Genomic DNA, 22701 nt, shown 5'->3' on the forward strand with positions numbered 1-22701 from the left:
TCTGCGCCGCCTGTTCGATCTGTTCGAGCAGAAGACCCAGCTGATGCGCTTGCTCGACGTCTCCAGCCAGGCTGAGGGCGTGCGGATCTACATTGGCGGCGAAAGCCAGATCGTGCCCTTCGAGGAGCTGTCGATCGTGAGTGCACCCTATGAAGTGGACGGGGTCGTGGTGGGCACTCTTGGCGTGATCGGGCCGACTCGAATGCCCTACGACCGGATGATCCAGATTGTGGACATCACGTCGAAATTGGTCAGCAATGCACTGAGCCACTTCAAGTAGAGCACCTACAATCAAGATTGAAGGCGCGAAAATTTTGCGAGGGGCGTTAGCTCAGTTGGTCAGAGCAGAGGACTCATAATCCTTTGGTCGTTGGTTCAAGTCCAACACGCCCTACCAGCAAATTCAGTGGTATAATATGAGACTTGGCGGCTGTAGCTCAGCTGGATAGAGTACTTGGCTACGAACCAAGGGGTCGTGGGTTCGATTCCTGCCAGCCGCACCAAAAAGACGAAAAGCCTGCAACGAAAGTTGCAGGCTTTTTCGTTGGTCGTTCATTGTCTTGGGTTGGAGTACTGTCATGAGCAAGGCCTTTACCCGCGAAGAGACGGCGGACGATGACGACGCCGCCGTGTTGCCGCAGGTTCCAGCTGGTACCCGCAACTACATCACGCCGGCCGGATATGCGCGATTGCGGTCCGAATTGCTGGACCTGATCGACGTCGAGCGGCCGAAGGTGGTCGACGTCGTGCACTGGGCCGCCAGCAACGGGGACAGGTCGGAAAACGGCGACTATCTCTATGGGAAAAAACGGCTGCGCGAGATTGATCGCCGCATCCGTTTCCTGACCAAGCGCCTCGAAGTGGCCGAATTGACCGACCCTTCGGTACACCATGGAAACGAGCAGGTTTTTTTCGGCGCAGAAGTGACCTACATCGACGAGGACGGCATGCGAACTACCATCGTGATCCTCGGCATCGACGAAGCCGACAGCGCGCGAGGCGAGGTCACCTGGGTTTCACCGATTGCCCGGACCTTGCTGAAGGCCCGTGTCGGCGACGTGCTCAGATTAGTCACCCCAGGAGGGACAAAGGAAATCGAGGTGGTGGGTGTCCGCTATCCGAAAGGCATTTGAACGGCGCGGCAAGCTCAGCTGGCAGGTCGGGTACGGTTTGCGCGGAGCACCGACGTCGTGCGGTTCAGGGCGCGGAGCACCCCATCAAGATGGGTGCTGTCGCGAACGGCGATCAGGAACCGGAGATCGGTGGCTTCTTGTGCGGCCTCCTCACCCATGTCCATGTGAATGATGTCTGCCTCTGCGCCTGCAAAGGCCGACGCGACCCGCGCCAGCACACCCTTGCCGTTGGTCACCGTGACGATCACGCCGGTCTCGAACGGTCGCGCGGGCTCGTCCGCCCATTCCACATGGATGAACCGCTCCGCATCCTTGTGACGCAGGCGTGACGCGACGGGGCAGTCCGCGATGTGGACCACCAGGCCTTCGCCGCGACCAAGGTATCCCACGATGGGATCACTAGGAACCGGACGGCAACACGGTGCATACTGGACCGAGGCATTTTCGGCCCCGTCGAGCGAAACGGCACCTTGGGAGACGGTTTCATGGGCCGTGTAGCGTTCGCGGGTCATCAGCAAGGCATCGGGCTTTTCCCCGCGTTCGCCGAGCATCGTGACCAAGCGCTTGGCCACGATGCTGGCGATACGCCGGCCAAGTCCGATGTCGGTCAGCAGCTCGGCCTTGTTCCTGTTGCCAGTGAACCGGATCAGCTTTTCCCAGATGGGCTGATACACGGCGTCATCTGAAGGCAGTTTCTCGATGCCTTCTGCGCGAAGCGCTTGAGCAAGCAGTTTTTCGCCTAGCGCCTGTGACTCTGCCTGTGCCATCGTCTTCAGGTGGTGGCGAATCTTGGAGCGTGCCCGCCCGGTGCGCACGAAGCCGAGCCAGGCCGGGTTGGGCGTTGAGACGGGGGCAATGATGATCTCCACCACATCGCCGTTCTTCAGTTCCGTGCGCAGCGGCACCTGCTCTCCATTGATCTTGGCAGCAGCGGTGTGATCACCGACATTGCTATGGATGGCATAGGCGAAATCCACCACCGTCGCGCCTCGAGGAAGGGCCATGATCTGGCTTTTCGGGGTGAAGACATAAACCGCGTCCGGGAACAGATCGACCTTGACGTGGTCCCAGAACTCCGCGGCGTCACGGGTCTCATCCTGGATGTCCAGAAGCGACTGCAGCCATTTGACCCCCAGACGTCCGGCTGTCGGACTGTTAGGGTCTGTTGCCTTGTACAACCAGTGCGCGGCCACTCCCGACTCGGCGACCACGTGCATGGCCTCGGTCCGCATCTGAAACTCCACGTTGACACCCGCAGGGCCGACCAGCGTGGTATGGAGCGACTGGTAGCCGTTGAGCTTGGCGATGGCGATGTAGTCCTTGAAGCGGCCGGGAACCGGCTTGTACATCTGATGAAGCACACCGAGCGCCGTGTAGCAGTCCGTCACGGTGGGGACGATGACCCGGAACCCGTAGATGTCGGTCACCTGGGCAAAGCTCAGGTGCTTCTCATCCATCTTCCGGTAGATTGAGTACAGGGACTTCTCGCGTCCGGCGATCCTGACCTTCATGCCGATGGAGGCAAAGGCCGCTTCGACTTCACGCCGGACTTTCTGAATGAGATCGCGCCGTCGGTTGCGCGCCCGGCCCACCGCTTTGGACAAGACCGCATAACGCCACGGGCGCAGGTAGCGGAACGACAAGTCCTGCAGTTCCCGGTAGGTCTGGTTCAGACCCAGGCGGTGCGCGATGGGCGCGTAGATCTCAAGGGTTTCCGCCGATATGCGGGCCCACTTGGACCGCGGCATGTCGCCCATGGTGCGCATGTTGTGGGTTCGGTCGGCCAGCTTGATGAGGATCACCCGGACGTCCCGCGCCATGGCCAGCAGCATCTTGCGAAACGACTCGGCCTGGTTTTCTTCCCGGGTATGAAACTGAAGGCGGTCGAGTTTCGTCAGTCCGTCGACGAGTTCCGCCACCGGGGCGCCAAAACGCTCGATCAGGTCCGTCTTGGTGACGCCGCAATCCTCCATCGCGTCGTGCAACAACGCAGCCATGAGGGCCTGCGCATCAAGCTTCCATTCGGCGCACTGGACGGCGACTGCGATCGGGTGCGTGATGTAGGGTTCGCCACTGTTGCGGAGCTGTCCCAGGTGTGCCTCGTCCGCGTAACGGTAAGCGCGCCGAACCTGCTCGATGTCGCCTGCACTGAGATAGTCGAGACGTTCGGTCAGCGCAGCAAAGCTGGCCGCAGCCGCGTTGGCGGCAGCCAGAGGCCCGCCTTCCTTCTTTCGGGAGGCAACAGGCAGTGAGGTGGGGGGGACGACCGCGCTCATACCCTTACTGTAGCTCGGTCAGGGAACAAATGGGTCTGGCAAGAAAAAAGCACCGCCGAGCGGTGCTTTCTGGTCGGGTGCGAGGCCGCCGAACTCAGCCAGGCACCTTCTTCAGCATTTCAAGGCCGACCTTGCCCGCAGCAATCTCGCGCAAGGCAGTGACACCCGGCTTGTTGCGGCTCTCGATCTTTGGCGCGTGGCCCTGGCTCAGCATGCGCGCCCGGTACGTGGCGGCGAGAACCAGCTGGAAACGGTTCGGGATCTTCTGCAGGCAGTCTTCAACGGTAATGCGGGCCATGGTGTTCCAGGTGACTAGTCGATGTTGAGGGCTTTGAAGGTGTCGGCACGGGCGCGGCGCTGGGCCGTGTACTTGAGCCGTTGGGCATGAACGATCGCTTTGAGGTCGAAAAGTGCCCGTTCAAATAACTCGTTGATTATAACGAAGTCGAATTCGCGCACCTGGCGCATCTCCTTTTCGGCATTTCGCAGTCGCAGTTCGATCACTTCGGCGGCGTCTTCGCCCCGGCGTTCCAGCCGGGACCGGAGCTCTTCCCAGCTTGGGGGAAGAATGAAGATCAGGACGGCATTCGAAAAGATCCGCTTGATCTGGATCGCACCCTGGAAGTCGATTTCCAGCACCACGTCCGCGCCGGTCGCGATCCGGTCTTCGATGGCCTTGCGCGATGTGCCATAGCGCCGACCGTGGACATGGGCCCATTCCACAAAGGCTTCGCCAAGGACCATCGCGTCGAACTCGGGTTCAGAGACGAAGAAGTACTCCCGGCCGTGTTTCTCCTGGCCGCGCGGCGGGCGTGTGGTGTGCGAGACCGACGGTTGCACACCCGAGTCGAGTTCCATCAAGGCCTTCACCAGGCTGGATTTCCCGGCGCCGCTAGGCGCGGCGACCACAAACAAGTTGCCTGGATAGTCCATAAGTCGATTCAATGCGTTGCGTTTCGGAGATGCGTTCACTCGATGTTCTGAACCTGCTCGCGCATCTGCTCGATGAGAACCTTCATGTCGACCGAGATGCGGGTCATCTCGAGCGTGGCCGACTTGGAGCCCAGCGTGTTGGCCTCCCGGTGCAGTTCCTGGATCAGGAAATCGAGCCGCTTGCCGATTTCCCCGCCCTTGCCGACCAGACGTTCGATTTCGTCCAGATGCGAGTTCAGGCGCGTCAGCTCCTCAGCGACGTCGATCCGGATGGCGAATGCGGTCGCCTCGGTCAATGCCCGGTCCTGGGCGCCTTCCGGCAAGGTAGTGCCGTCCGTCAGGGCCATCGCCTCGCGCCAGCGTTCCAGAAAACGGGCCTGTTGCGCGGCCACCAGCTGGGGAACCAGCGGCACCGCCCTCAAACCCAGTTGTTTCAACTGGCCAAGGCGATCCATCAGCATGCTGGCCAGGCGGGCGCCTTCACGTTCGCGCGCCTCCAGCAGGGCCGTAACGGCGCGTTCGGCCAGCGGCAGCAGATCCTGCCCGGGATCGCTCGCCTGCGTGGATTCCGTCGAGGACAGCCGGATCACGTCGGCAACGCTCAGGGGGGTCGCGTCAGGCAGCCAGGCGCGAACGTTGTCCTGCACCGCATTCAACCGTTGCAACAGCCGTGGCGATGGCTCTGTGACGGCTGAGGCCGAGCCGGCGTCGATGGCGGCCCTGACTTCGACCTTGCCACGCTTGATGTGGCGGGTGATCAGCTCACGCAGGGCGGGTTCGTGCTGGCGCAGCTCATCTGGCAGACGCAGGCTCAGGTCCAGAAACCGGCTGTTGACCGAACGAATCTCGAGCCCGAGCCGCTGGACCGGTGTCGATCGGGACTCGGGCCCGGCCGGACTCTGGGGTGCACTTTGCTGTACGCCCGCATAGCCGGTCATGCTGTAAACTGACATTGAGGATCCCTGTTGGTGGTTGCGAGCCGCGTTTTCTGAGTCTTTGCCGGGCACTCAAACCTGTACCTGTGGTCGATACATCCCAAATTATGTCAAAGGTCAAGCCTGCCCCCCTTCCGCCCGACACCGTCATCGGTGGCTATCGGGGCTTGCTGCAGGCGGTTTTGGAGTGGTTTACCTGGCTGTCGACAACGAAGGGCAGCAGGTTGCGGTCAAGGAATACCTCCCGTCGTCACTGGCGACCCGGCCACCGGGCGAGTTGTTGCCACAGGTACAGCCCGAGAAGCTGTCTCTCTACCGCCTGGGCCTGAAGAGTTTCTTTGAAGAGGGACGTTCTCTGGCCCAGATTTCGCACCCCTCCGTCGTGAGCGTGCTGAACTTCTTCCGGGAGAACGAAACGGTCTACATGGTGATGAACTACCTGGAAGGCGCCACGCTACAGGATTTCATCGTCACTGCCCGCGATCTCAAGAAACAGAAGGTCTTCCGCGAATCCACCATCCGTTCCTTGTTCGACGAAGTTCTGCGGGGCCTGCGCATCGTGCACCAGCACAAGATGCTGCATCTGGACATCAAGCCCGCCAACATCTTCATCACCGACGAGAACCGCGCCGTGATGATCGATTTCGGCGCCGCACGCGAGGTTCTGAGCAAGGAAGGCAACTTCATCCGCCCGATGTACACGCCCGGATTTGCCGCCCCCGAGATGTACCGGCGCGACTCTTCGATGGGGCCCTGGACCGACATCTATGCGATCGGCGCCTGCATCTACGCCTGCATGCAGGGATACCCGCCCAATGATGCGCCGCAGCGCCTGGAGAAGGACCGCCTGTCCCTGTCGCTCTCGCGCCAGCGTGGCGTCTACTCCGACAACCTGATTGAGGTAGTGGAGTGGTGCATGTCGCTGGACCCCCTGTCGCGCCCGCAGTCGGTCTTTGCCTTGCAGAAAGAACTCAGTCGTGAAGGCGAGCGGCGCTACACCAAGCTTAGCGTGGGCGAAAAGGTCCGGCTGCAGTTTGACACCATCGTCACCGACACCAAGAAGAACCTGGCCAAGGGCACGCGCTTTGGGGCGAAGGCGAAATGAAGTTTTCAGTCTTTCAGGTCAGCCGAAAAGGCGGTCGCGACAAGAACGAAGACCGCATGGGCTATTGCTACACGCGGGAATCCGGCCTGTTTGTCCTGGCGGACGGCATGGGCGGCCATCCTGAAGGCGAGGTTGCTTCTCAACTGGCCCTGCAGACGGTCTCGGCACTGTTTCAGAAGGAGGCCAAGCCCTCCGTAAAGGACGTGCCGGGCTTCCTCAGCACCAGCATGATGGCGGCCCATCACCAGATCATCCGTTACGCCGGCGACAAGGGCATGTTGGACACGCCCCGCACCACGCTGGTGGCGGCGGTGGTTCAGGATGGCTGCGTCACCTGCATCCACTGCGGCGATTCGCGCCTGTACGTGGTGCGCGACCACGCCTTGCTGACGCGCACCCGCGACCACTCGTACATGGAGCACCAGCCGCCGGGCGTGGTGCGCATGGACCGCATCAATCGCAACATCCTGTTCACCTGCCTGGGTTCGCCGACGCGGCCGGTTTTCGACATCACCGGGCCCATCACACTGCAGCAAGGCGACAAGATCATGCTGTGCTCCGACGGGTTGTGGGGAACAGTGGGGGAGGAAGAAATCGTCGAACAGCTGGCGACCCAGCCGGTGTCCGACGCCGTTCCCGACCTGGCCGAGCGAGCCCTGCGCAAAGGTGGGGCGCGCAGCGACAACGTCACCGTGCTCGCGATGGAGTGGGAGACCGCCAACGCGTTTGAGTCGACGCGAGGCATCTCCACCGACAGCATCAGCGATGGGGTTTTCGCATCGACCATACAGTCCGGTGTGCTCGACAGCATGGTCGAGGAACTCGATGACGATGCGATCGAGCGCTCGATTGCGGAGATCAACGAAGCCATCCGGCGCTCTGCCTTGCGCAGGACCTGATCACCCTGCCTGCCGCGCCTCGCTGCGGCGCCAAACTGTTTCCCAATCTGCCGGACCTGTGAACCATGACTGAATTTGTACGAAGCGGCGGCCGCGCCGCGAACGCCCTGCGCCCGGTGCGTTTCACCCGCGGCTACACCATCCACGCCGAGGGCTCGGTGCTGGTCGAGTTTGGCCATACCCGGGTGCTCTGCACCGCGTCGGTCGAAGACAAGGTGCCGCCGCACAAGCGCGGCAGCGGCGAGGGCTGGGTCACGGCGGAATACGGCATGTTGCCGCGGGCGACACACACCCGCGGCGACCGCGAGGCCGCACGCGGCAAGCAGAGCGGGCGCACGCAGGAAATCCAGCGGCTGATCGGCCGTTCGCTGCGCGCAGTGTTCGACCTGAAGAAGCTCGGCGAGCGCACCATTCACCTCGACTGCGACGTGATCCAGGCCGACGGCGGCACGCGCACGGCCGCCATCACCGGCGCCTTCGTGGCGGCCCAGGACGCGGTGAACCAGCTGCTGGCGTCCGGCAAGCTGAGCGAGTCGCCGATCATCGATCATGTCGCGGCCATCTCGGTCGGCATGGTGCAAGGCACGCCGTTGCTGGACCTGGAGTACACCGAGGACGTGTCCTGCGACACCGACATGAACGTGGTCATGACCGGCGCTGGCAACTTCGTCGAAGTGCAGGGAACAGCCGAAGGCGCGGCGTTTTCGCGCAAGGAGATGGACGCGCTGCTGGCGCTGGCGGAAAAAGGCATCCGTGAACTGGTTCTCCTGCAGGGCGATTCGCTCTCTGATTGATAGCTGATTACGACCATCCGACGCTGGGAATTGGCATAAAACGTCATGAAAATCGTGCTTGCATCCAACAACCGGGGCAAACTGGCCGAATTGCAGGCCATGTTGGCGCCGCTGGACGTGGAACTGGTGCGCCAGGCCGACTTGGGCATTCCCGAGGCCGAGGAGCCACATCGCACCTTCGTGGAGAACGCGTTGGAGAAAGCGCGCCACGCCGCCCGAGCCAGTGGCCTGCCGGCGCTGGCTGACGACGCCGGCCTGTGCGTGGACGCCTTTGGCGGCCTGCCGGGGGTGGACACCGCGTACTACGCGACGCAATTTGGTTATGAAAAGAGTGACGACAACAATGTGCGGGCCTTGCTGGAGCAGATGCAGGGCATAGCCAACCGGCGCGCCGCGATGGTCAGCACGCTGGTGGCCGTGCGCAGTGCCGACGACCCCGAGCCGCTGATCGCCGTGGGCCGCGTGGTCGGCGAAATTGCCCGCGAGCCGGTTGGGAACAACGGCTTTGGCTTCGACCCCGTCATGTTCATTCCCGAGTTCGGGCAGACCTTTGCGCAATTGCCTGTCGAGGTGAAGAACGCGCACAGCCACCGCGGCCGGGCAGCCCGCACGATGCTGGAGCTGATCCGCGAGCGCTGGTTGTGAACCCGTGGCGGTGCGCCGGAAGTCGACAGACCCCATGAAGCAGATCATTCCCGTGGCGCAGGCGCTGTCTGCCACGGTGCCCCTGAAGGACATCCAGCACTACATGCGGCCCGGCACGCTGCGACTGCCTGTTTTGCCCCCGCTGTCGCTCTACGTGCACTTGCCGTGGTGCCTGCGCAAATGCCCCTATTGCGATTTCAACTCCCATGAGTTCCGTGCAGGCGGCGAAGCGGGCGAGCTTCCAGAGCAGCGCTATATCGATGCCCTGGTCGCCGATCTGGAGACCAGCCTCCCACTGGTCTGGGGCCGCCCGGTGCATAGCATTTTCATCGGCGGCGGCACGCCCAGCCTTTTTTCGCCGCAGGCGATCGACCGCCTGCTGGGCGACATCCGGGCGCGGCTGCCGCTGACGCCCGATTGCGAGATCACGCTTGAGGCCAACCCCGGCACTTTCGAGAAGGATCGCTTCAAGGCGTTTCGCACTGCAGGCGTGACGCGCCTGTCGGTCGGCGTGCAAAGCTTCAACGACGCGCACCTGTCAGCGCTGGGCCGCGTGCACGACCGGGCGCAGGCGCTGGCCGCCGTTGAAGAGGCTGCGCAGGCGTTTGACACCTTCAACCTGGACCTGATGTACGCGCTGCCCGGCCAGACGCTGGCAGAGCTCGACGAAGACATTCACACCGCGCTGGCGCTGGGGCCGCCGCACATTTCGATCTACCACCTGACGATCGAGCCGAACACCGTGTTCGCCAAGTACCCTCCGGCGGTTCCCGAGGACGACATGGCCTACGCCATGCTCGACCGCCTGACCGAGCTGACGGGTGTCGCGGGGCTGCAGCGTTACGAGGTCTCTGCCTTCGCCCGGCCCGGACATCGCTGCTGGAACAACCTGAATTACTGGCAGTTCGGTGACTACGTCGGTATCGGCGCAGGTGCCCACAGCAAGCTCAGTTTCGCGCACCGTATGGTGCGTCAGGTGCGTTACCGTGAGCCCCTCGGCTACATGGACCGCGCGCTGGCGGGGCAGGCTGTGACGCAGGACGACGAGGTGGCCCGCGCTGATCTGCCGTTTGAATTCATGCTCAACGCGTTGCGGTTGAAGGAGGGTTTTGCCCTGCAGGACTTCACCGCGCGCACCGGTTTGCCCGTGACCGCCATCCAGGCTGCCCTGGAAGCGGCAGAAGGCAAGGGCCTGATTCAGCGCGACTTCACCCACGTGCGACCGACCGAGCGGGGTTTCGACTTCCTGAGCGATCTGCAGGCGCTTTTCCTGCCCACCTGAAGCCTTTGCATGGCGGACCCGAAGCGTCCTTCATTCCACCGGTGAAGTCCTGAAAAGATAGCTGGCAGTGACCATTCGACGCTGGGAAGGCGCCAAGAACACTCTGAATATAGGCCAGATGACCTTCCAGCCGTCGTTTCAGTCCATGCGCCCCTTGTCTGGGGTGGTTTCCGGCGGCGACGGCTTCGCCCATCGAACGGCGACCCATGGGACCACCGGCGCAATCCCCGCCATCACCAGCACCACCACCGCCCCTGACGGCAGGTCGAAGCGCGCGGAAAGTGCCAGCCCCAGCAGGTAGCCGAGCGCGCCGATGGCGTAAGCGACTGGCAGTCGCAGGGCAGGGCGCAGACTTCGCACCGCCAGCGCCGGCACGATCAGGCTGGTGAACACCAGGTACACGCCCACGAGCTGCACGGATGCCGTGACCGCCAGCGAGAACAGCAGGTAGAACCCTGCTCGCCCGAGCCGCTCACGCAGCCCGAACCACAAGGCCAGCACCAGCACGGTCAGTGCCGCCATACCGATGAGCTGCTGGGTCGAGACCCACAGGATCTGCCCCACCAGCAGGTCCTTCAGGTGCTCGCCGCCGTGCGGGTTGCCCGCCAGCAGCAACAGGCCGGCGCACGAGGCCAGCACGAACAGCACGCCGATCAGCGCCTCCTGGATGTCGGGCCAGCGCCGCTCGGTCCAGGTCAGCGCCAGGGCGCCAAGCAGGGCTGCCGACAGGGCCGCCGCCTGCACCGCCCAGCCTTGCGGCTCGAAGCCCATCGCGTCCGCCGCGATGACACCGATGCCGGCAATCTGCGCGATCGCCAGGTCGATGAAGACGATGCCGCGCTGCAGCACCTGCGCGCCCAGCGGCACATGGGTGGCCAGCACCAGCAGGCCGGCCAGCAGGGCGGGCAGCAAGATGTGCCAGTCGATGGCCGTGGACGTCATCGGGCGCCCTTCAGCAGCCGCTGCACCGTGTCGTCGAACAGCGAGAACAGGTCTTTCGCCTGCTCATTGCCACCCACGGTGAAGGGCAGCACCACGACCGGCAGCTTCGTGCGATCGGCCAGCCATTCCGCACCCCGGCCGTCGTTGTAGGCCGCGCGCAGGATCATCTTGGCTGGCTTGGCCTGTAGACCGGCCAGCACCGCGCTCAGGTGCGCGCTGGTGGGCTCCACGCCGGGCTTGGGTTCCAGCACGGCCACCTCCACCAGCCCCAGCCATTGCTGCAGGTACGGAAACGCCTTGTGCTGCACCACGACCGGCACGCCGCGCAGCGGTGAGGCTTCCTTGTCCCAGCGCTGGATGGCCGCCTTCCAGCGCGCCAGGAAGTCCGCGCTGCGCGCCTGGTAGACAGCAGCATTGGCCGGGTCGAGCTCGGCCAGGCGGCGTGCGAGGGGCTCGGCCACCAGCGCAAGGTTGCGCGGGTCGGTCTGGATGTGCGGGTTGCCGGCGGCGTGCACGTCGCCATCGGCCCGGTCCAGACGGTCTGGAATTTCGAGTTTTCGGACGTACGCAGCGGCTTCGAAGTTGCCGGGTTTACCGGGCTGTATCGCGCTGTTGCCCGACTGGCGGATCAGCAGCGGCAGCCAGCCGACCTCCAGGTCGGCGCCGGTGCAGACCGCCAGCTGGGTATTGCGTGCGGCCGCAACCAGGCTCGGGCGGGCTTCGATGCGGTGGGGGTCTTGCAGGCCTGTCGTGGCCACGTAGACGCTGGCCTTGTCGCCAGCCAGTTCCTTGACCAGCGCGCCCCATTCGGGTTCGCAGGCCAGCACCTTGATGTCGGCCCGAGCGGTCTGCATGCCAAGTGCCAGTAGCACGGTCGACGCGATAGGAATCAGTCTCTTCATGGTATTTCTTTCAATAGCCGTGGGCGCCGTGGGAACCCAGACTCATCATGTACTGGATCATGATCTGGTTGTCGGTCAGGCCATAGCGGGCGCGGTCCTGGGCCAGCTGCAGTCGTACGCGGCTGTATTCGCTGGGCGCCCAGTCGAACATCAGCGTGGTGCGGTTTGGCGAGTAGGACGGCAGGTAGAGGTTCTCCGTGTTGCTGGAGGCGTTGACGTTGCCGACGTCGAGCCGGTCGTAGCGCAAACCCACCCGCCACTCGGGCAGGAACTTGTACACCGCCTGCGCGTACCAGCCGCTCTGGGCTGAACGGAAGCTGTCGGCCAGCGCCTGACCGCCTTCGTCGTAGACCAGCGAGCCGGATTCCAGGCGGCGGAAGTATTCGCCCTGCAGCGTCAGGCTGGTTCGCGTCGAATTGCCATTGGGGGACCATTTCCAGACCGCATCCAGGATGCCCAGGCGGGTGTTGCCGGTGAACACGTTGCTGACCGGGTTGCCAGCGCTGTCGATGTCCTCGAAGGGGCGGTCGTAGGCTTTGGCCCAGACCATGGAGGCGCCGGCGCGCCAGCTGTTGCTGGCAGCGACGTCGCCCCCGGTGTGGGCGAACAAGGTGCCGGTGCCCGGCTTCTTGCGATTGCCGGTGCCGCTGGGGTACTCGCCTGCGGCACCGATCCCGCCACCGAGTTCGATGAACTGGGAGGTCGGCAATACCGCCTTGATCTGCAGGCCGTCCTGCGCCAGCGCGCCACCCAGGAACACCTGGTAGGCGAGTGGGGCATTGATGAAGTCCCAGGTGTGGGCGTGCTTGTCGTTCTGATACCCGACGGACGCCAGGAAGCGACCGGCTTTCAGCCCCAGGCCACCCGGCAGCGACGTGGTCTGGATGAAGGCCTCCTCGACCGAGGCCGAGTTGTCGGCGGCCAGCGCCACGCTCATCGAGCCGTAGAACCAAGGATCGATGGTGGCAGACATCGTCAGCTCCGACTCGCCCAGCGAGAAACCCTGCACGCCCGGCCCGATCTCGCCGCCCGTCAGGAAGCCGGGAATGCGGTACTGCGTCGGGTCCTTGGAAAAACTGGCGTAGCTGCCGGCCAGTACCAGGGCGATGTCCGGGTTGAAGCCCTTGCCCGCGGAAGGGGCGGCGGGAGGGGCTCCAGCCGAAGGTGGCGGGGTGGCCACTGCGACCGTGGGCGCAGACGACGGGGCCGCTTGTGCCGCAGGCAATTGGCCGGCGGACGCCGCCTGGGTAGCCAAGCTGGCCTCGGCCTGTTTCAGCCGCACCTCGAGCGCTTTGAGTTGGGTTTCATAGTCCTTGCGCATGGCGGCAATCTCTTGCTGAAGTTGTTGCAGCTGGGTGTTGTCGGCAGCAAGCAGCGGCGGCGAAGCGATGGCCAACGCAATCAGCGTAGCGGAAAAAGGGATGGGTCGGTTCATGGCGAGGCGTTTCCGAAAGGGTCGGCGGCGGCATGACAACGCAGTCGCGCCACAACCGATGAACAAGAGAGAAGAGGTCTTGGCCGACCGCACTCCTTGCCGGGCAAGGGTGGGAAGGGTTCGACAGGGGCCGGTACGGCCCGGAGACAATCAGGCCAGTGCCGGAGGCGCTCTGGACGCGTAGGCGGTGAAGGCGGATGCGCGGCACGCGACCGCCTTGCAGGGAAACGCCGAGGCCTGCGCCGGCGCTTGCGGCAGGGCCAAGTCCGCAACGGGCATGGCGCCGTCAACCGAAGCAAACTGCAGACACTGTTCGCAAACGGCTTCGTGCTCCGGCGCTCCGTCCTGGACATGAACCGCATCCAGCGCACGCAGCACATGCGACAGGCCGTGCCACTGCCAGCCCGCGCCCATCCACAGGCTGGTGGCCATGCAGATCCAGACGAGCAGGTGGCGGGGGTGGCGCATGAGCGTGTTCATTGGAGGATCACGGCATTGTAGGCGTCGGGATCTGGGTCAGCGCCGCCCTTGGAGGGCCAGCGCCCGATGTGCATGGGCGGGTTCAGCCCCAGATCACGGAGCGCATCGAGATCGATGCCGCCTGGAAACCGGTGTTGAAAAAACGGGGCATCTCGTTGGCGCTGGCGGCGCCGGCCGCGTACAGCAGCGGCAGGTAGTGGTCGTAAGTGGGATGGGCCAGCCGGGCCACTTCGCCCAGTGCCTGGAAATTCTGCAACTCGCCCAGCTGGCCGTTGGCGATCTGCTTCTGGATGGCGGCGTCGAACGCCTGGGCCCAGTCGTAGGCCTCGTTGTCAGCGACCCCGCGTCGCACCGCGCGCAGGTTGTGCACGATGTTGCCGGTGCCCACGATCAGCACACCTCGGTTGCGCAGCTGCTGGAGCTGCTTGCCCAGCGCATAGTGCTCCGACGGCGCGCGGCTGTAGTCCATGCTGAGCTGCAGCACCGGGATGTTGGCCAAGGGAAACATGGGCTTCAGGACCGACCAGGTGCCATGGTCGAAGCCCCATTCAGACGGGTCGACACCCAGCGGCTTGCCGGTTGCGGGGGACTTCAGCTCGCGCGCGAGCGTGGCCGCCACCGCCGGCGCACCCGGTGCCGGGTACTGCTGGTCAAAAAGCGCCTGCGGAAAGCCGCCGAAGTCATGGATCGTCTTGGGTCGGGCCATGCCGGTCAGCTGCCAGCCCCCGTCGGTCAGCCAGTGGGCCGAAATGCACAGGATCAGCTGGGGCGCCTCGGGCCGCTTCAGCAGTTCGGTGCCCATCGCCTGCCAGGTGCGGCGCCATGCGGTGTCCTCGATGGCGTTCATGGGGCTGCCGTGGCCCACGAACAGCACCGGCATCCGGGGTGAGGGCTTCAGCGCCTGGATCAGGGGCTGGACGGCGGCGTCGGAAAGAGGGGTCATGAACGGGGTGGTTCCTGCGGCCAGGGTGGCCAGAAAGTGTCTGCGGTGCATCCTGAGCTTCATCAAGCGGTTGAGGGTCATGGACCCGCCATCGGCCTAGATGGTTCCCGTCGTTTCAACATCGGTTGTCGGGCGCTCCACCCGGCCGTCGGGATGGCGCGCGAAGCGCGCCGGGTCGCGCCCGTGGACGGGCGCATCGTCAGGCCAGGGCCAGCCGCCGAACTGGTTGCGCCGGTAGTCCTGCATCGCCTGCATGATCTCGGCCTGCGTGTTCATCACGAACGGGCCGTACTGTGCCACCGGCTCGCCGATCGGCTGGCCTTGCAGGAGCAGGAACTCGCCGACCGCCTGCTCGTTGTTGTGCAGCTCCACAGCCTGATCGGCACGGAGTTCGATGGCGGCCGGGGCCGCGATGCGCTGGCCGCCCACCGTCACGGCATCGCCCTTGAAGAAATACAGGTGGCGGCGTGTGCCCTTGCCGGCGGCCGCGGGCAGCGTCCAGCGCGCGCCGGGCGCCATCGTGACTGTCCAGATCGCCAGGTCCGCGTCGGCCTGGGCCGCACGCGAGTTGGGTGGTGGCGCCAGCGGAACCACCTGCGGCGCGGTCGGTACCCGCCCGGCGACCACCGTCACCTCGGTGGCGCGGCCGTTCGCGTCAAGCTGCGTGACGCGTGGAATGGTGTCCGACCAGAACATCGTGAAATACGGCTCCACCATCTTGCTGCGTGCCGGCAGGTTCAGCCAGATCTGGAACAGCTCCAGCGGGTTGGCAGCGTGCTGGTGCAGCAGCGGAAACATCTCCGAGTGCACCACGCCGCGGCCCGCTGTGAGCCACTGCACGTCGCCGCGCCCGAAGCGAGCCTGCGCGCCCAGCGAGTCGGAATGGTCGATCAGCCCCTTGCGGACGATGGTCACGGTCTCGAAGCCCCGGTGCGGGTGCTGGGGAAAGCCCGGCACCGTGGCGCCGTGGTACAGGCTCCAGCCGTCCTTGCGGCTGAAGTCCTGTCCGATGTCGCGGCCGGCCAGCGAGGCGGCCGGGCCCATCTGCGCGTTGCCCAGCGGATAGGCATCGTCGTGGTAGGCGCAGAACAGGAAGGGGTCGGCTGTCTCCCACGGAAAACCCAAAGGCTGGACGCGGATGATGGGGTGGGAATCGGACATGGCGGGGCGCTCGATCGAGCCGCAGTGGAGGGTGGCGGGATGATAAGTCGGGTGCGCTGCTGCTGCAGGCGGGCGCCTTTAGCGCATTCGAGTAGCTATACGATTGATAGCTACTGGTGACCATCTGACGCTGGGAAATGGCCGAAAAAGCATTAAGAACCCGCGAAGAGCCCGGTTTACAGGCGGCCTGACCGCTCACCAACTCGCGTGCAGCAGCAGCCAGCCGGGAAGGCCCAGGTAGAGGACGGCCAGCGCCATGCGTTCCAGAGTGGCGCGCACGGCAGCCGTTTGCGGAGGGTGCACGGCCAGTGTCAGCAAGGTTGCCGCTTCGACCACCGCACGCAGCGCCGCTGCGCAGAGCACCACGCCCATGGTCCAGGAGGCCCACCAGAGGGCGAACGTGAGGCCGTAAGCTTTGAGGCCGAAAGTGTAGAACTCGCCGAACCAACCGCCGTAGGCGATGTTCTGGTGCAGGTGAAAGGCCGGCAGGGCCAGCAGAAGCGGGAACAGCAGAAACCTCACCCAGGGGCTGTCGAACCGCCCGCGCCGCACCGACGCCACCGCTTGGGCATAGCGCACCGCGCGCGACGGGGCTTTCGCCAGCATGGCCGGGGCGCCTGCGGCTTCGAGCGCGCCGGCCAGTGCGAGCGGGTCGGCAGTGGCCAGGTGGTAGGTGGGCGCCTGTGCCGGCGTCAGGTGCAGTGTCAATCCTGTGCCCGGCGTGGGCAGCGGCCAGAGCGTCACGGCGGCGATGTCCTTCATCGCAATGTCCAGCCGCTGCTTGCCGCGTTGCAGGACCAGCATGCCTGGGTCCACCGAGAGCCGGGCCGAGTACGCCAGCAGCACGCATCCGGCCACGGCTTCCGGCAACAGGAAAAAGCCGGCAAACAGGCGCATCTGGGCCAGGGTGTTGCCGCGCAGCGTGTCGTCGAGCAGCATGGCGGCGCCCATTCCCAGCAGGCTCAACCGGGCAAAGCCGCGCAGCAGGCCGGCGAGCAGGCGCGCCGAGCCTGGCAGGACCGATGCCTGAGCCGGGGTGTGAACAGGCGTCGGGACGGGCGCCTCGCCGCTGGCGTGGCGGGTGAGCCACCGTGGCGATGCCGCCAGCAAGGTCAGAAAGACCAGGAATCCAACGCCCAGGGGTCCCACCCAATCGCCCCACATCACCATCAAGGTGCGCGGGGGCTGGGGCACCGGCAGTTGCCCGACCACCAGCGTTCGCTCGCCCATGTTTGAGCCGGCCACCACCGCGCCCGTGGCGTCGATCACCGCGCTGGTGCCATTGGACGTGACCCGAAACTGCGGCAGGCGGGTCTCGATACTGCGAAACGCCGCCGCTGTGTGATGGATTCGAGCGCCCAACGGATAGCGGGTGAACCAGGAGTCGTTCGACAGGGTCAGGATCGCCCGCGCGCCCAGGCGGGCCCCCTCGATCGCGAGCAGGGTGTCGACATCGTCCAGGCAGATGGAGGCCATCACCGGCACCTCGCGGCCGTCCCGGAGCCGCAACGGAAACACCCTGGCGCCGTCTCCCGCAAGCCAGGAGCCGGTCCAGGGCAGCCATCGCCGCAGGGCCGGGCCGTCCAGCCAATGCGGCACATACTCGGTCAGCGGGAACAAACGGGTCTTGCGGTAGAAGCCCAGCAGCCCTGATTCAGGGAGCACAAACGCTGCCGCGTTGTACTCGCCGCGAGCATCCTTCTCGTAGGTGCCGAACACGAACGGCACCTTGGCGGCATTGACGATGGTCTGGATCGCGGCGTCGAACTCGGCGCCGGCCTCACTCTTGGGGTTGCCGAAGGTGGTGGGGTAGACGGTTTCCGACCAGAGCACGGCGTCGGCGCGCTGGCGCTCCACCGCGTCGTAGGTCATCGCGAAATGCGTGTCGAGAACTTCGCGCACCACCGCTTGGGCGCCGGATTCGCGTCGGCGCTGCTCGTAATCGACCAGATTGGACTGCACCATCCCGACCCGCAGCGTTTCACCGGACGGCGCGGGGTGCAGGGCCAGTGCAAAAAAACCATAGGCGGCGATCACGCCAGGCACCAGCGCGGCGTAAACCATCGGCTTGCTGACCTTGCGCCATCCACCGGCGCGGCGCGCCCAGGCCAGCGCAAACCCTTCATTCGCCAGCAACAACAGCACCGTCAGCCCGGCGCTGCCGCCGAGGTCGGCAAACTGGCGCATGACGGCAGACGGGTAGAGCCCATAACCCAGGGTGTCGCCCAAGACCTTGGGCAGCGCCCATTCGGCGCCCACCCACGCGGCGGCCGCGGCCAGCGCACGCACGGCGGGGCCATGCCGTTTCCCGGCCAGGTGGCGGACCAGGGAAAAAGCCAGGAACTGCGGCTGAAAGACGGGCGCCAGCAGCAGCAGAACCGCCAGGCCGATGGAGCCCCCGACCCGCGTGTAGTCGCCGATGGCCAGGCCGAACCACCAGAACGCCGCAGCCGTGAACGCCACCGACATGAGCCATGCGCTCATCAGCGCGCCAGGCAGTGTTGGGCGGGTGTCCATCGTGCAAAGCCATGGCACCAGCATGACCAAGCCCAGCACCCAGGCGTGGCCGCCGTGCACGTAGATGGCCGACAACACCCCGCTCAGGGCGATACCGGCCAACATGCGCCCGCCAGGGCGCCTGAAAGAGGGCATGGAGACCATGAGGCTAGTTCGGTCCGGCGGCGGGTGGCGGAATCACGATGCGCCGGATGGGCAAGCCGGGGGGCGCGAGTTCCGGGGGGACCACGCGGTTCGCTGGCATTTCCACCGGTTTCTGCTGGGCGTCGAGCAGTTGGAATCCCGGCGCAAACATCAGAATCGCCTCGATGCGTTGCCCGTCGTCGGTCGCCTGGTGGTGGCGCACGTAGCCCGGCGGCAAGGCATAGTCTTCAGGCACCGCCAACCCGATCAACGGTGGTCGGGTGCCCGGGGGCGAGAAGGCACCCAGTCCGGTGGACACGCCAGCCTCGTTCAGTCGGGTGATGACTTCAGCCATGCTGGGTTGTGCGCCGCGCGGGACATAAGAAGAGAGATCGCGGGTCGGATCGTTGTCCCGTTCCGGGTCCGGGACCACAGGATGTGTTGCCTGGGGGGCTTGCCACGTGGGGACGTCTTTCTGAATGCGCCACACCGCCAGGCCCGGGTCTTCGGCGGCAGAGCGGGTGGAAGGCAGGGGAGGGTGAGCCACCGCGGTCGCTTCGGGCGGCGAATCGGGCACAAACAGGAACCAGGCCAACCCGCTGGCCGCGAGCAGCGCCGCAACAACAAGAAGGCCCCTATTGGGGCCCCAGACTGGTCTCTCGGCCGGTCTCTCGGCCGCATCGGTTTTGCTCTTGCGTCGCAATACCTGATTCCAGTGTCCCGACCGCAATCAGGGTGACGCGGGGTTGTAGGTGGATACCGCCCAGCCCATGCGTTCGTGCCCGTACTGGTTCCAGATCGGACTCTTCCCGCCCGCAAAGGACGTGTAGCGCGGGGCGCCTGAGCCGGTGGTACCGCCGAACAGGCCGGCCGTCACAGTACCCCCGGTGTAGGTGGGGTGCGTGTCGTCCGACTGGATGTAGTCAAAACTGCTGCTGGCCGAAACGAAGTGGGCATTGGCGTCGCGCAACGTCGCCTTCAACGTGCTGGTGATGCGAGTCAGGTAGCTGGCTTCACTGTCACCGGAAACGTAGCGCAAGGCGTCCGAGTCGATCTGCCCGTCGCCGTTGCTGTCGTAGTCGGCCCCCATGTACTGGGCAAAGTTGTCCGCGCACTGGAAGCCCTTCTGACGCGCGTATTCGCACATCCAGTAGTTCATGGCGGCCAGCTTGGGCAGGAACTTGTCGCGCAGGTTGATCGTGGCGCCGGTGGTGGCGTCCTTGCAGGTGCTCTGCACGTTGTCGGCGGCGTAGCCCGGATAGTGCAGGTTGGAGATCACCTTGACCTTGACACCGGCATACGCGTTGGCATTGATGTAGTCCATCGCAGCGGCCACATAGGTCTTGCAGTTGTTGACAGCAGCGTCCATGCCGCTGTAATTGCAGGTCCCGGTCTGCTTCTTGAAGGCGGTACGGGCCTGCAGCCCATCATTTCCGCACATCTCGAACGTGACGGCGCGGGTGCTGGCGTTCTGCATGTAGGAACGCTCGGCCACGATCTTGTTGTTGTAGATGTCGGAGGCAACCGCACCGGACTTGGTGCGCCGCACACTTTCAATGTCCGCGTTCCAAAGCGCCGAAAGGTACTCGGCATCCACCGTGGGCGCCGAGAACTTGGCCGCGTTGGTGGTTGAGCCGTTGTAGCCCGCGTAGATCGAATCCCCATAGGCCACCACGCGGTACTTGGTGGTGGTGCCGGCCCGGTCGATCGTCCAGGAGACGTTCTGGTTCAGGGTGCTGGCTGACGCTGCGGACCCAAAAGCCATGAGCGCAAGGGCGGGGATCAAAGCGAGCAAAGCAGAACGCAATAGAGATTTCATGTCATCGCACCTCAGGTTGGAGTGGTTACCGTACCTCTTGGGCACTGAGCCCTCTGCACAACGCGCAGTCTCCCTTTGCGGCCAAAGCCTACCTATAGGGATAACCCGCAGAGAGACAAAGGGCCGCTTGGCTCGCCCGGGTGGTGCAAAAGAAAAAGCGCCTCGAGTGGCGCTTGATTCTTCAGGGTCTGGCGGAGACGGTGAGATTCGAACTCACGGACGGTTACCCGTCGGCAGTTTTCAAGACTGCTGGTTTAAACCACTCACCCACGTCTCCGAAGGCTGGCCGGGATTCTACCCGCAGGCCGGGCGCGGCCGAGGGGCTCAGGCGGGCTGCAGCATGCCTTTTTGCTCAATGAAGGCGATCACCTCGGCCAGGCCGGCATTGGTCTTGAGGTTGGTCATCACGAAGGGCTTGAGCCCCTGGGCGTTGGTGCGCATGCGCCGGGTGTCGGCCTCCATCACGGCCAGGTCCGCGCCCACGTAGGGGGCCAGGTCGGTCTTGTTGATGACGAACAGGTCGCTCTTGGTGATGCCAGGGCCGCCCTTGCGCGGGATCTTCTCGCCGGCGGCCACGTCGATCACGTAGATGGTGAGGTCGCTGAGCTCGGGGCTGAAGGTGGCGGCCAGGTTGTCGCCGCCGCTTTCCACGAACACGATGTCGGCGTTCGGGTGCTCGGCCAGCATGCGGTCGATGGCTTCCAGGTTGATCGAGCAGTCTTCGCGAATGGCGGTGTGCGGGCAGCCACCGGTCTCCACGCCCATGATGCGGTCGGCCGGCAGCGCGCCGCTGACGGTGAGCAGGCGCTGGTCTTCCTTGGTGTAGATGTCGTTGGTGATGGCCACCAGGTCGTAGCGCTCGCGCAGGGCCTTGCAGAGCATCTCCAGCAGCGTGGTCTTGCCGGAGCCCACGGGCCCGCCGATGCCCACGCGCAGGGGCGGCAGCGGCTTGGTGCGGTGGGGGATGTGGTGCAGGGCGGTCATGGAGCTTTCGGGTCGATGGGGTTGGACGGGGCGGCGGCCCGCTCAGGAGCGGAACAGCCGCGAATACTGGGTTTCGTGCCGGGCCGACAAAATGGCCAGCATCGGGGCGAAGGCCTGCTGCGTGCCGGCGGGGCGCGCCAGCGCGGCTTCGACCGCGTCGGGAATCTCGCGCGTGAGCCGCGCCAGGATGCGCTGGCCGGCGTTCTGGCCCAGCGGCACGGCTTTCAGCGCCGCCTGCACCATGTTCTCGGCCCAGCCGAAGGCGTAGGCCAGGGCGATGTCGCGCACGGGCGCGCCGGTGCGCGAGGCGGCCAGCGCAAAGGCGACCGGGTAGGTGGGGTCGAAGCCGGCCAGCGCCTCGATGGCGGCCAGGCGGGGGGCGTCGCCGGCGTCCTGGTTGCGCAGCCATTCCAGCAGGGAGCGGCCCATTTGCTCGGCCTGCAGGCGCAGCTCGCTGCTTTCGCGCGTGTGCAGCACCCAGTCGTTGAGCGTGCGCACCCGCGCCAGGTCGCCGGCCTGCCAGGCGGCCACGGCCTGCGCCAGCACGGGCAGGTCGGCGCGCGCCAGCGTCAGGTGCAGCTGATCGGTCAGCCAGTCGGACGCTTCGCTTTCAGTAGCAACAAATGACCGATCGACGCTGGCTTCTAGCCCTTCTGAGTATGAAAAGCCGCCAATGGGCAGCGCGGGAGAGGCCAGCCAGATCAGTTGCAGCAGGCTGGCGGCCGCCAGCGGGCTGGCGCCGGGGCTCATCCGTGGTGGTGCCCGCAGCCCGGGCCGTGCACATGGGGCTGGGCAGCGGCGACGACCGGGATCGCCACGCGCGCCGCCGGCGCGGTCAGTGCGTGGGCGTGCGTGTGACCGTGGCCGGCATCGTGGGCATGGTCGTGATCGTGATCGTGACCATGGCTGTGGCCATGACCGTGCCCGCCGGCCGCGTAGGCGCCGCCTTCGGGCTCGAAGGCGTCCTGGGCTTCGGTCACGGTCAGGTGCATGGCGCGCAGCATGTCGGCCAGCACGTGGTCGGGCTCGATCTTCAGGTGATCCGGCTGCAGCTCGATGGGCACGTGGCGGTTGCCCAGGTGGTAGGCGGCGCGGGTCAGGTCAAAGGCGGTGCCGTGCTCGGTGCACGCGGTGATCACCAGCACCGGCTGCGGCGCGGCCAGCACGCGCACCAGCGAGCCGTCCTCGGCCACCAGCACGTCGCCGCCGCGCACCACGGTGCCGCGCGGCAGAAAGATGCCGAGTTCGCGCCCGGTGCTGTCGGTGGCGGCGAAGCGGCTTTTCTGGCGCACGTCCCAGTCGAGCTCGACGGTGGCGGCGTGCTTGAGCAGGGCGCTGGCCAGGCCGCGCCCCTGCGCGATGACTTTGGAGACCTGGATCATGGATTGGATCG

The 22701-nt window shown here is 65.3% G+C and carries 21 protein-coding genes, 3 tRNA genes and 2 pseudogenes; 9 read left to right on the top strand and 17 right to left on the bottom strand.

Going from position 1 to position 22701, the window contains the following annotated elements:
* The 4 genes and pseudogenes from ACMUOY_RS06125 to greB form a co-directional block, all read left to right on the top strand.
* Window positions 1-280, top strand: a pseudogene (locus ACMUOY_RS06125) (heat-inducible transcriptional repressor HrcA); the annotation flags it as partial.
* A 40-nt stretch (window positions 281-320) separates the two neighbouring features.
* Window positions 321-397, top strand: a tRNA-Ile gene (locus tag ACMUOY_RS06130).
* 29 nt (window positions 398-426) lie between these two features.
* Window positions 427-503, top strand: a tRNA-Arg gene (locus ACMUOY_RS06135).
* A 75-nt stretch (window positions 504-578) separates the two neighbouring features.
* Window positions 579-1133: a transcription elongation factor GreB gene (greB, locus tag ACMUOY_RS06140; RefSeq protein ID WP_413891818.1), complete on the top strand. Its 555-nt coding sequence runs from the start codon at window positions 579-581 to the stop codon at window positions 1131-1133.
* A 14-nt stretch (window positions 1134-1147) separates the two neighbouring features.
* Here the strand turns inward: greB and ACMUOY_RS06145 are convergent, their stop codons facing one another.
* The 4 genes from ACMUOY_RS06145 to ACMUOY_RS06160 all read right to left on the bottom strand — a co-directional run bounded on the left by ACMUOY_RS06145 (window position 1148) and on the right by ACMUOY_RS06160 (window position 5295).
* On the bottom strand, window positions 1148-3409 hold the full coding sequence (locus tag ACMUOY_RS06145; RefSeq protein WP_413891819.1) for a RelA/SpoT family protein: 2262 nt from the start codon (window positions 3407-3409) through the stop codon (window positions 1148-1150).
* A gap of 94 nt (window positions 3410-3503) precedes the next feature.
* Window positions 3504-3707: a DNA-directed RNA polymerase subunit omega gene (rpoZ, locus tag ACMUOY_RS06150; RefSeq protein ID WP_413891820.1), complete on the bottom strand. Its 204-nt coding sequence runs from the start codon at window positions 3705-3707 to the stop codon at window positions 3504-3506.
* Window positions 3708-3721: 14 nt separating this feature from the next.
* Complete coding sequence (gmk, locus tag ACMUOY_RS06155) at window positions 3722-4342, bottom strand: guanylate kinase (RefSeq protein ID WP_413891821.1); 621 nt, start codon at window positions 4340-4342, stop codon at window positions 3722-3724.
* Between the two features lie 35 nt (window positions 4343-4377).
* The gene (locus tag ACMUOY_RS06160) at window positions 4378-5295 is read right to left on the bottom strand and encodes a YicC/YloC family endoribonuclease (RefSeq protein ID WP_413891822.1); all 918 of its coding nucleotides are present in this window, start codon (window positions 5293-5295) and stop codon (window positions 4378-4380) included.
* Window positions 5296-5384: 89 nt separating this feature from the next.
* On the opposite strand from ACMUOY_RS06160, the pseudogene ACMUOY_RS06165 reads away from it, so the two are divergent.
* The 5 genes and pseudogenes from ACMUOY_RS06165 (at window position 5385) to hemW (ending at window position 10002) form a co-directional block, all read left to right on the top strand.
* Window positions 5385-6382 (top strand): annotated as a pseudogene (locus ACMUOY_RS06165) (serine/threonine protein kinase).
* Entirely contained in the window at window positions 6379-7281 is a 903-nt protein-coding gene (locus ACMUOY_RS06170) for a PP2C family protein-serine/threonine phosphatase (protein WP_413891823.1), read from the top strand. The pseudogene ACMUOY_RS06165 and the gene ACMUOY_RS06170 overlap by 4 nt, the downstream one beginning before the upstream one ends.
* A gap of 65 nt (window positions 7282-7346) precedes the next feature.
* Complete coding sequence (gene rph / locus ACMUOY_RS06175; protein ID WP_413891824.1) at window positions 7347-8075, top strand: ribonuclease PH; 729 nt, start codon at window positions 7347-7349, stop codon at window positions 8073-8075.
* Between the two features lie 45 nt (window positions 8076-8120).
* On the top strand, window positions 8121-8720 hold the full coding sequence (rdgB, locus tag ACMUOY_RS06180; RefSeq protein ID WP_413891825.1) for an RdgB/HAM1 family non-canonical purine NTP pyrophosphatase: 600 nt from the start codon (window positions 8121-8123) through the stop codon (window positions 8718-8720).
* A gap of 34 nt (window positions 8721-8754) precedes the next feature.
* Window positions 8755-10002 (top strand): radical SAM family heme chaperone HemW, encoded by a 1248-nt coding sequence (gene hemW / locus ACMUOY_RS06185; protein ID WP_413891826.1) that lies wholly within the window; start codon window positions 8755-8757, stop codon window positions 10000-10002.
* Between the two features lie 138 nt (window positions 10003-10140).
* Here hemW and ACMUOY_RS06190 read toward each other — a convergent pair whose 3' ends face one another.
* The 13 genes from ACMUOY_RS06190 to ureE form a co-directional block, all read right to left on the bottom strand.
* Entirely contained in the window at window positions 10141-10944 is an 804-nt protein-coding gene (locus tag ACMUOY_RS06190) for a metal ABC transporter permease (RefSeq protein ID WP_413891827.1), read from the bottom strand.
* On the bottom strand, window positions 10941-11846 hold the full coding sequence (locus tag ACMUOY_RS06195; RefSeq protein WP_413891828.1) for a metal ABC transporter substrate-binding protein: 906 nt from the start codon (window positions 11844-11846) through the stop codon (window positions 10941-10943). Before ACMUOY_RS06195 ends, ACMUOY_RS06190 begins: the two co-directional genes overlap by 4 nt.
* A gap of 10 nt (window positions 11847-11856) precedes the next feature.
* Window positions 11857-13281 carry a hypothetical protein gene (locus ACMUOY_RS06200; protein ID WP_413891829.1) on the bottom strand — a complete coding sequence of 475 codons (1425 nt, stop codon included), beginning with the start codon at window positions 13279-13281 and terminating at the stop codon, window positions 11857-11859.
* Between the two features lie 150 nt (window positions 13282-13431).
* Window positions 13432-13749, bottom strand: a complete 318-nt coding sequence (locus ACMUOY_RS06205) for a hypothetical protein (protein WP_413891830.1) — start codon at window positions 13747-13749, stop codon at window positions 13432-13434.
* Between the two features lie 94 nt (window positions 13750-13843).
* Window positions 13844-14704: a 4,5-DOPA dioxygenase extradiol gene (gene ygiD, locus ACMUOY_RS06210; RefSeq protein WP_413891953.1), complete on the bottom strand. Its 861-nt coding sequence runs from the start codon at window positions 14702-14704 to the stop codon at window positions 13844-13846.
* A 96-nt stretch (window positions 14705-14800) separates the two neighbouring features.
* Window positions 14801-15865 carry a pirin family protein gene (locus tag ACMUOY_RS06215; RefSeq protein WP_413891831.1) on the bottom strand — a complete coding sequence of 355 codons (1065 nt, stop codon included), beginning with the start codon at window positions 15863-15865 and terminating at the stop codon, window positions 14801-14803.
* Window positions 15866-16060: 195 nt separating this feature from the next.
* The gene (gene lnt / locus ACMUOY_RS06220) at window positions 16061-18517 is read right to left on the bottom strand and encodes an apolipoprotein N-acyltransferase (protein ID WP_413891832.1); all 2457 of its coding nucleotides are present in this window, start codon (window positions 18515-18517) and stop codon (window positions 16061-16063) included.
* Window positions 18518-18530: 13 nt separating this feature from the next.
* Entirely contained in the window at window positions 18531-18860 is a 330-nt protein-coding gene (locus ACMUOY_RS06225) for a hypothetical protein (RefSeq protein ID WP_413891833.1), read from the bottom strand.
* 375 nt (window positions 18861-19235) lie between these two features.
* Window positions 19236-20324, bottom strand: a complete 1089-nt coding sequence (locus tag ACMUOY_RS06230) for an SGNH/GDSL hydrolase family protein (RefSeq protein ID WP_413891834.1) — start codon at window positions 20322-20324, stop codon at window positions 19236-19238.
* 189 nt (window positions 20325-20513) lie between these two features.
* Window positions 20514-20601: transfer RNA gene (locus tag ACMUOY_RS06235), tRNA-Ser, on the bottom strand.
* 47 nt (window positions 20602-20648) lie between these two features.
* Window positions 20649-21308 (bottom strand): urease accessory protein UreG, encoded by a 660-nt coding sequence (gene ureG, locus ACMUOY_RS06240; protein WP_413891835.1) that lies wholly within the window; start codon window positions 21306-21308, stop codon window positions 20649-20651.
* 42 nt (window positions 21309-21350) lie between these two features.
* Window positions 21351-22058, bottom strand: coding sequence for an urease accessory protein UreF (locus ACMUOY_RS06245; protein WP_413891836.1), 708 nt, complete (start codon window positions 22056-22058; stop codon window positions 21351-21353).
* Window positions 22055-22690, bottom strand: a complete 636-nt coding sequence (gene ureE, locus ACMUOY_RS06250) for an urease accessory protein UreE (RefSeq protein WP_413891837.1) — start codon at window positions 22688-22690, stop codon at window positions 22055-22057. The genes ACMUOY_RS06245 and ureE overlap by 4 nt, the downstream gene beginning before the upstream one ends.
* Window positions 22691-22701 lie beyond the last annotated feature (11 nt).

Origin of the sequence: Candidatus Skiveiella danica (assembly GCF_022705245.1) — a bacterium.
Taxonomy (GTDB): Bacteria; Pseudomonadota; Gammaproteobacteria; order Burkholderiales; family Burkholderiaceae_C; genus Skiveiella; species Skiveiella danica.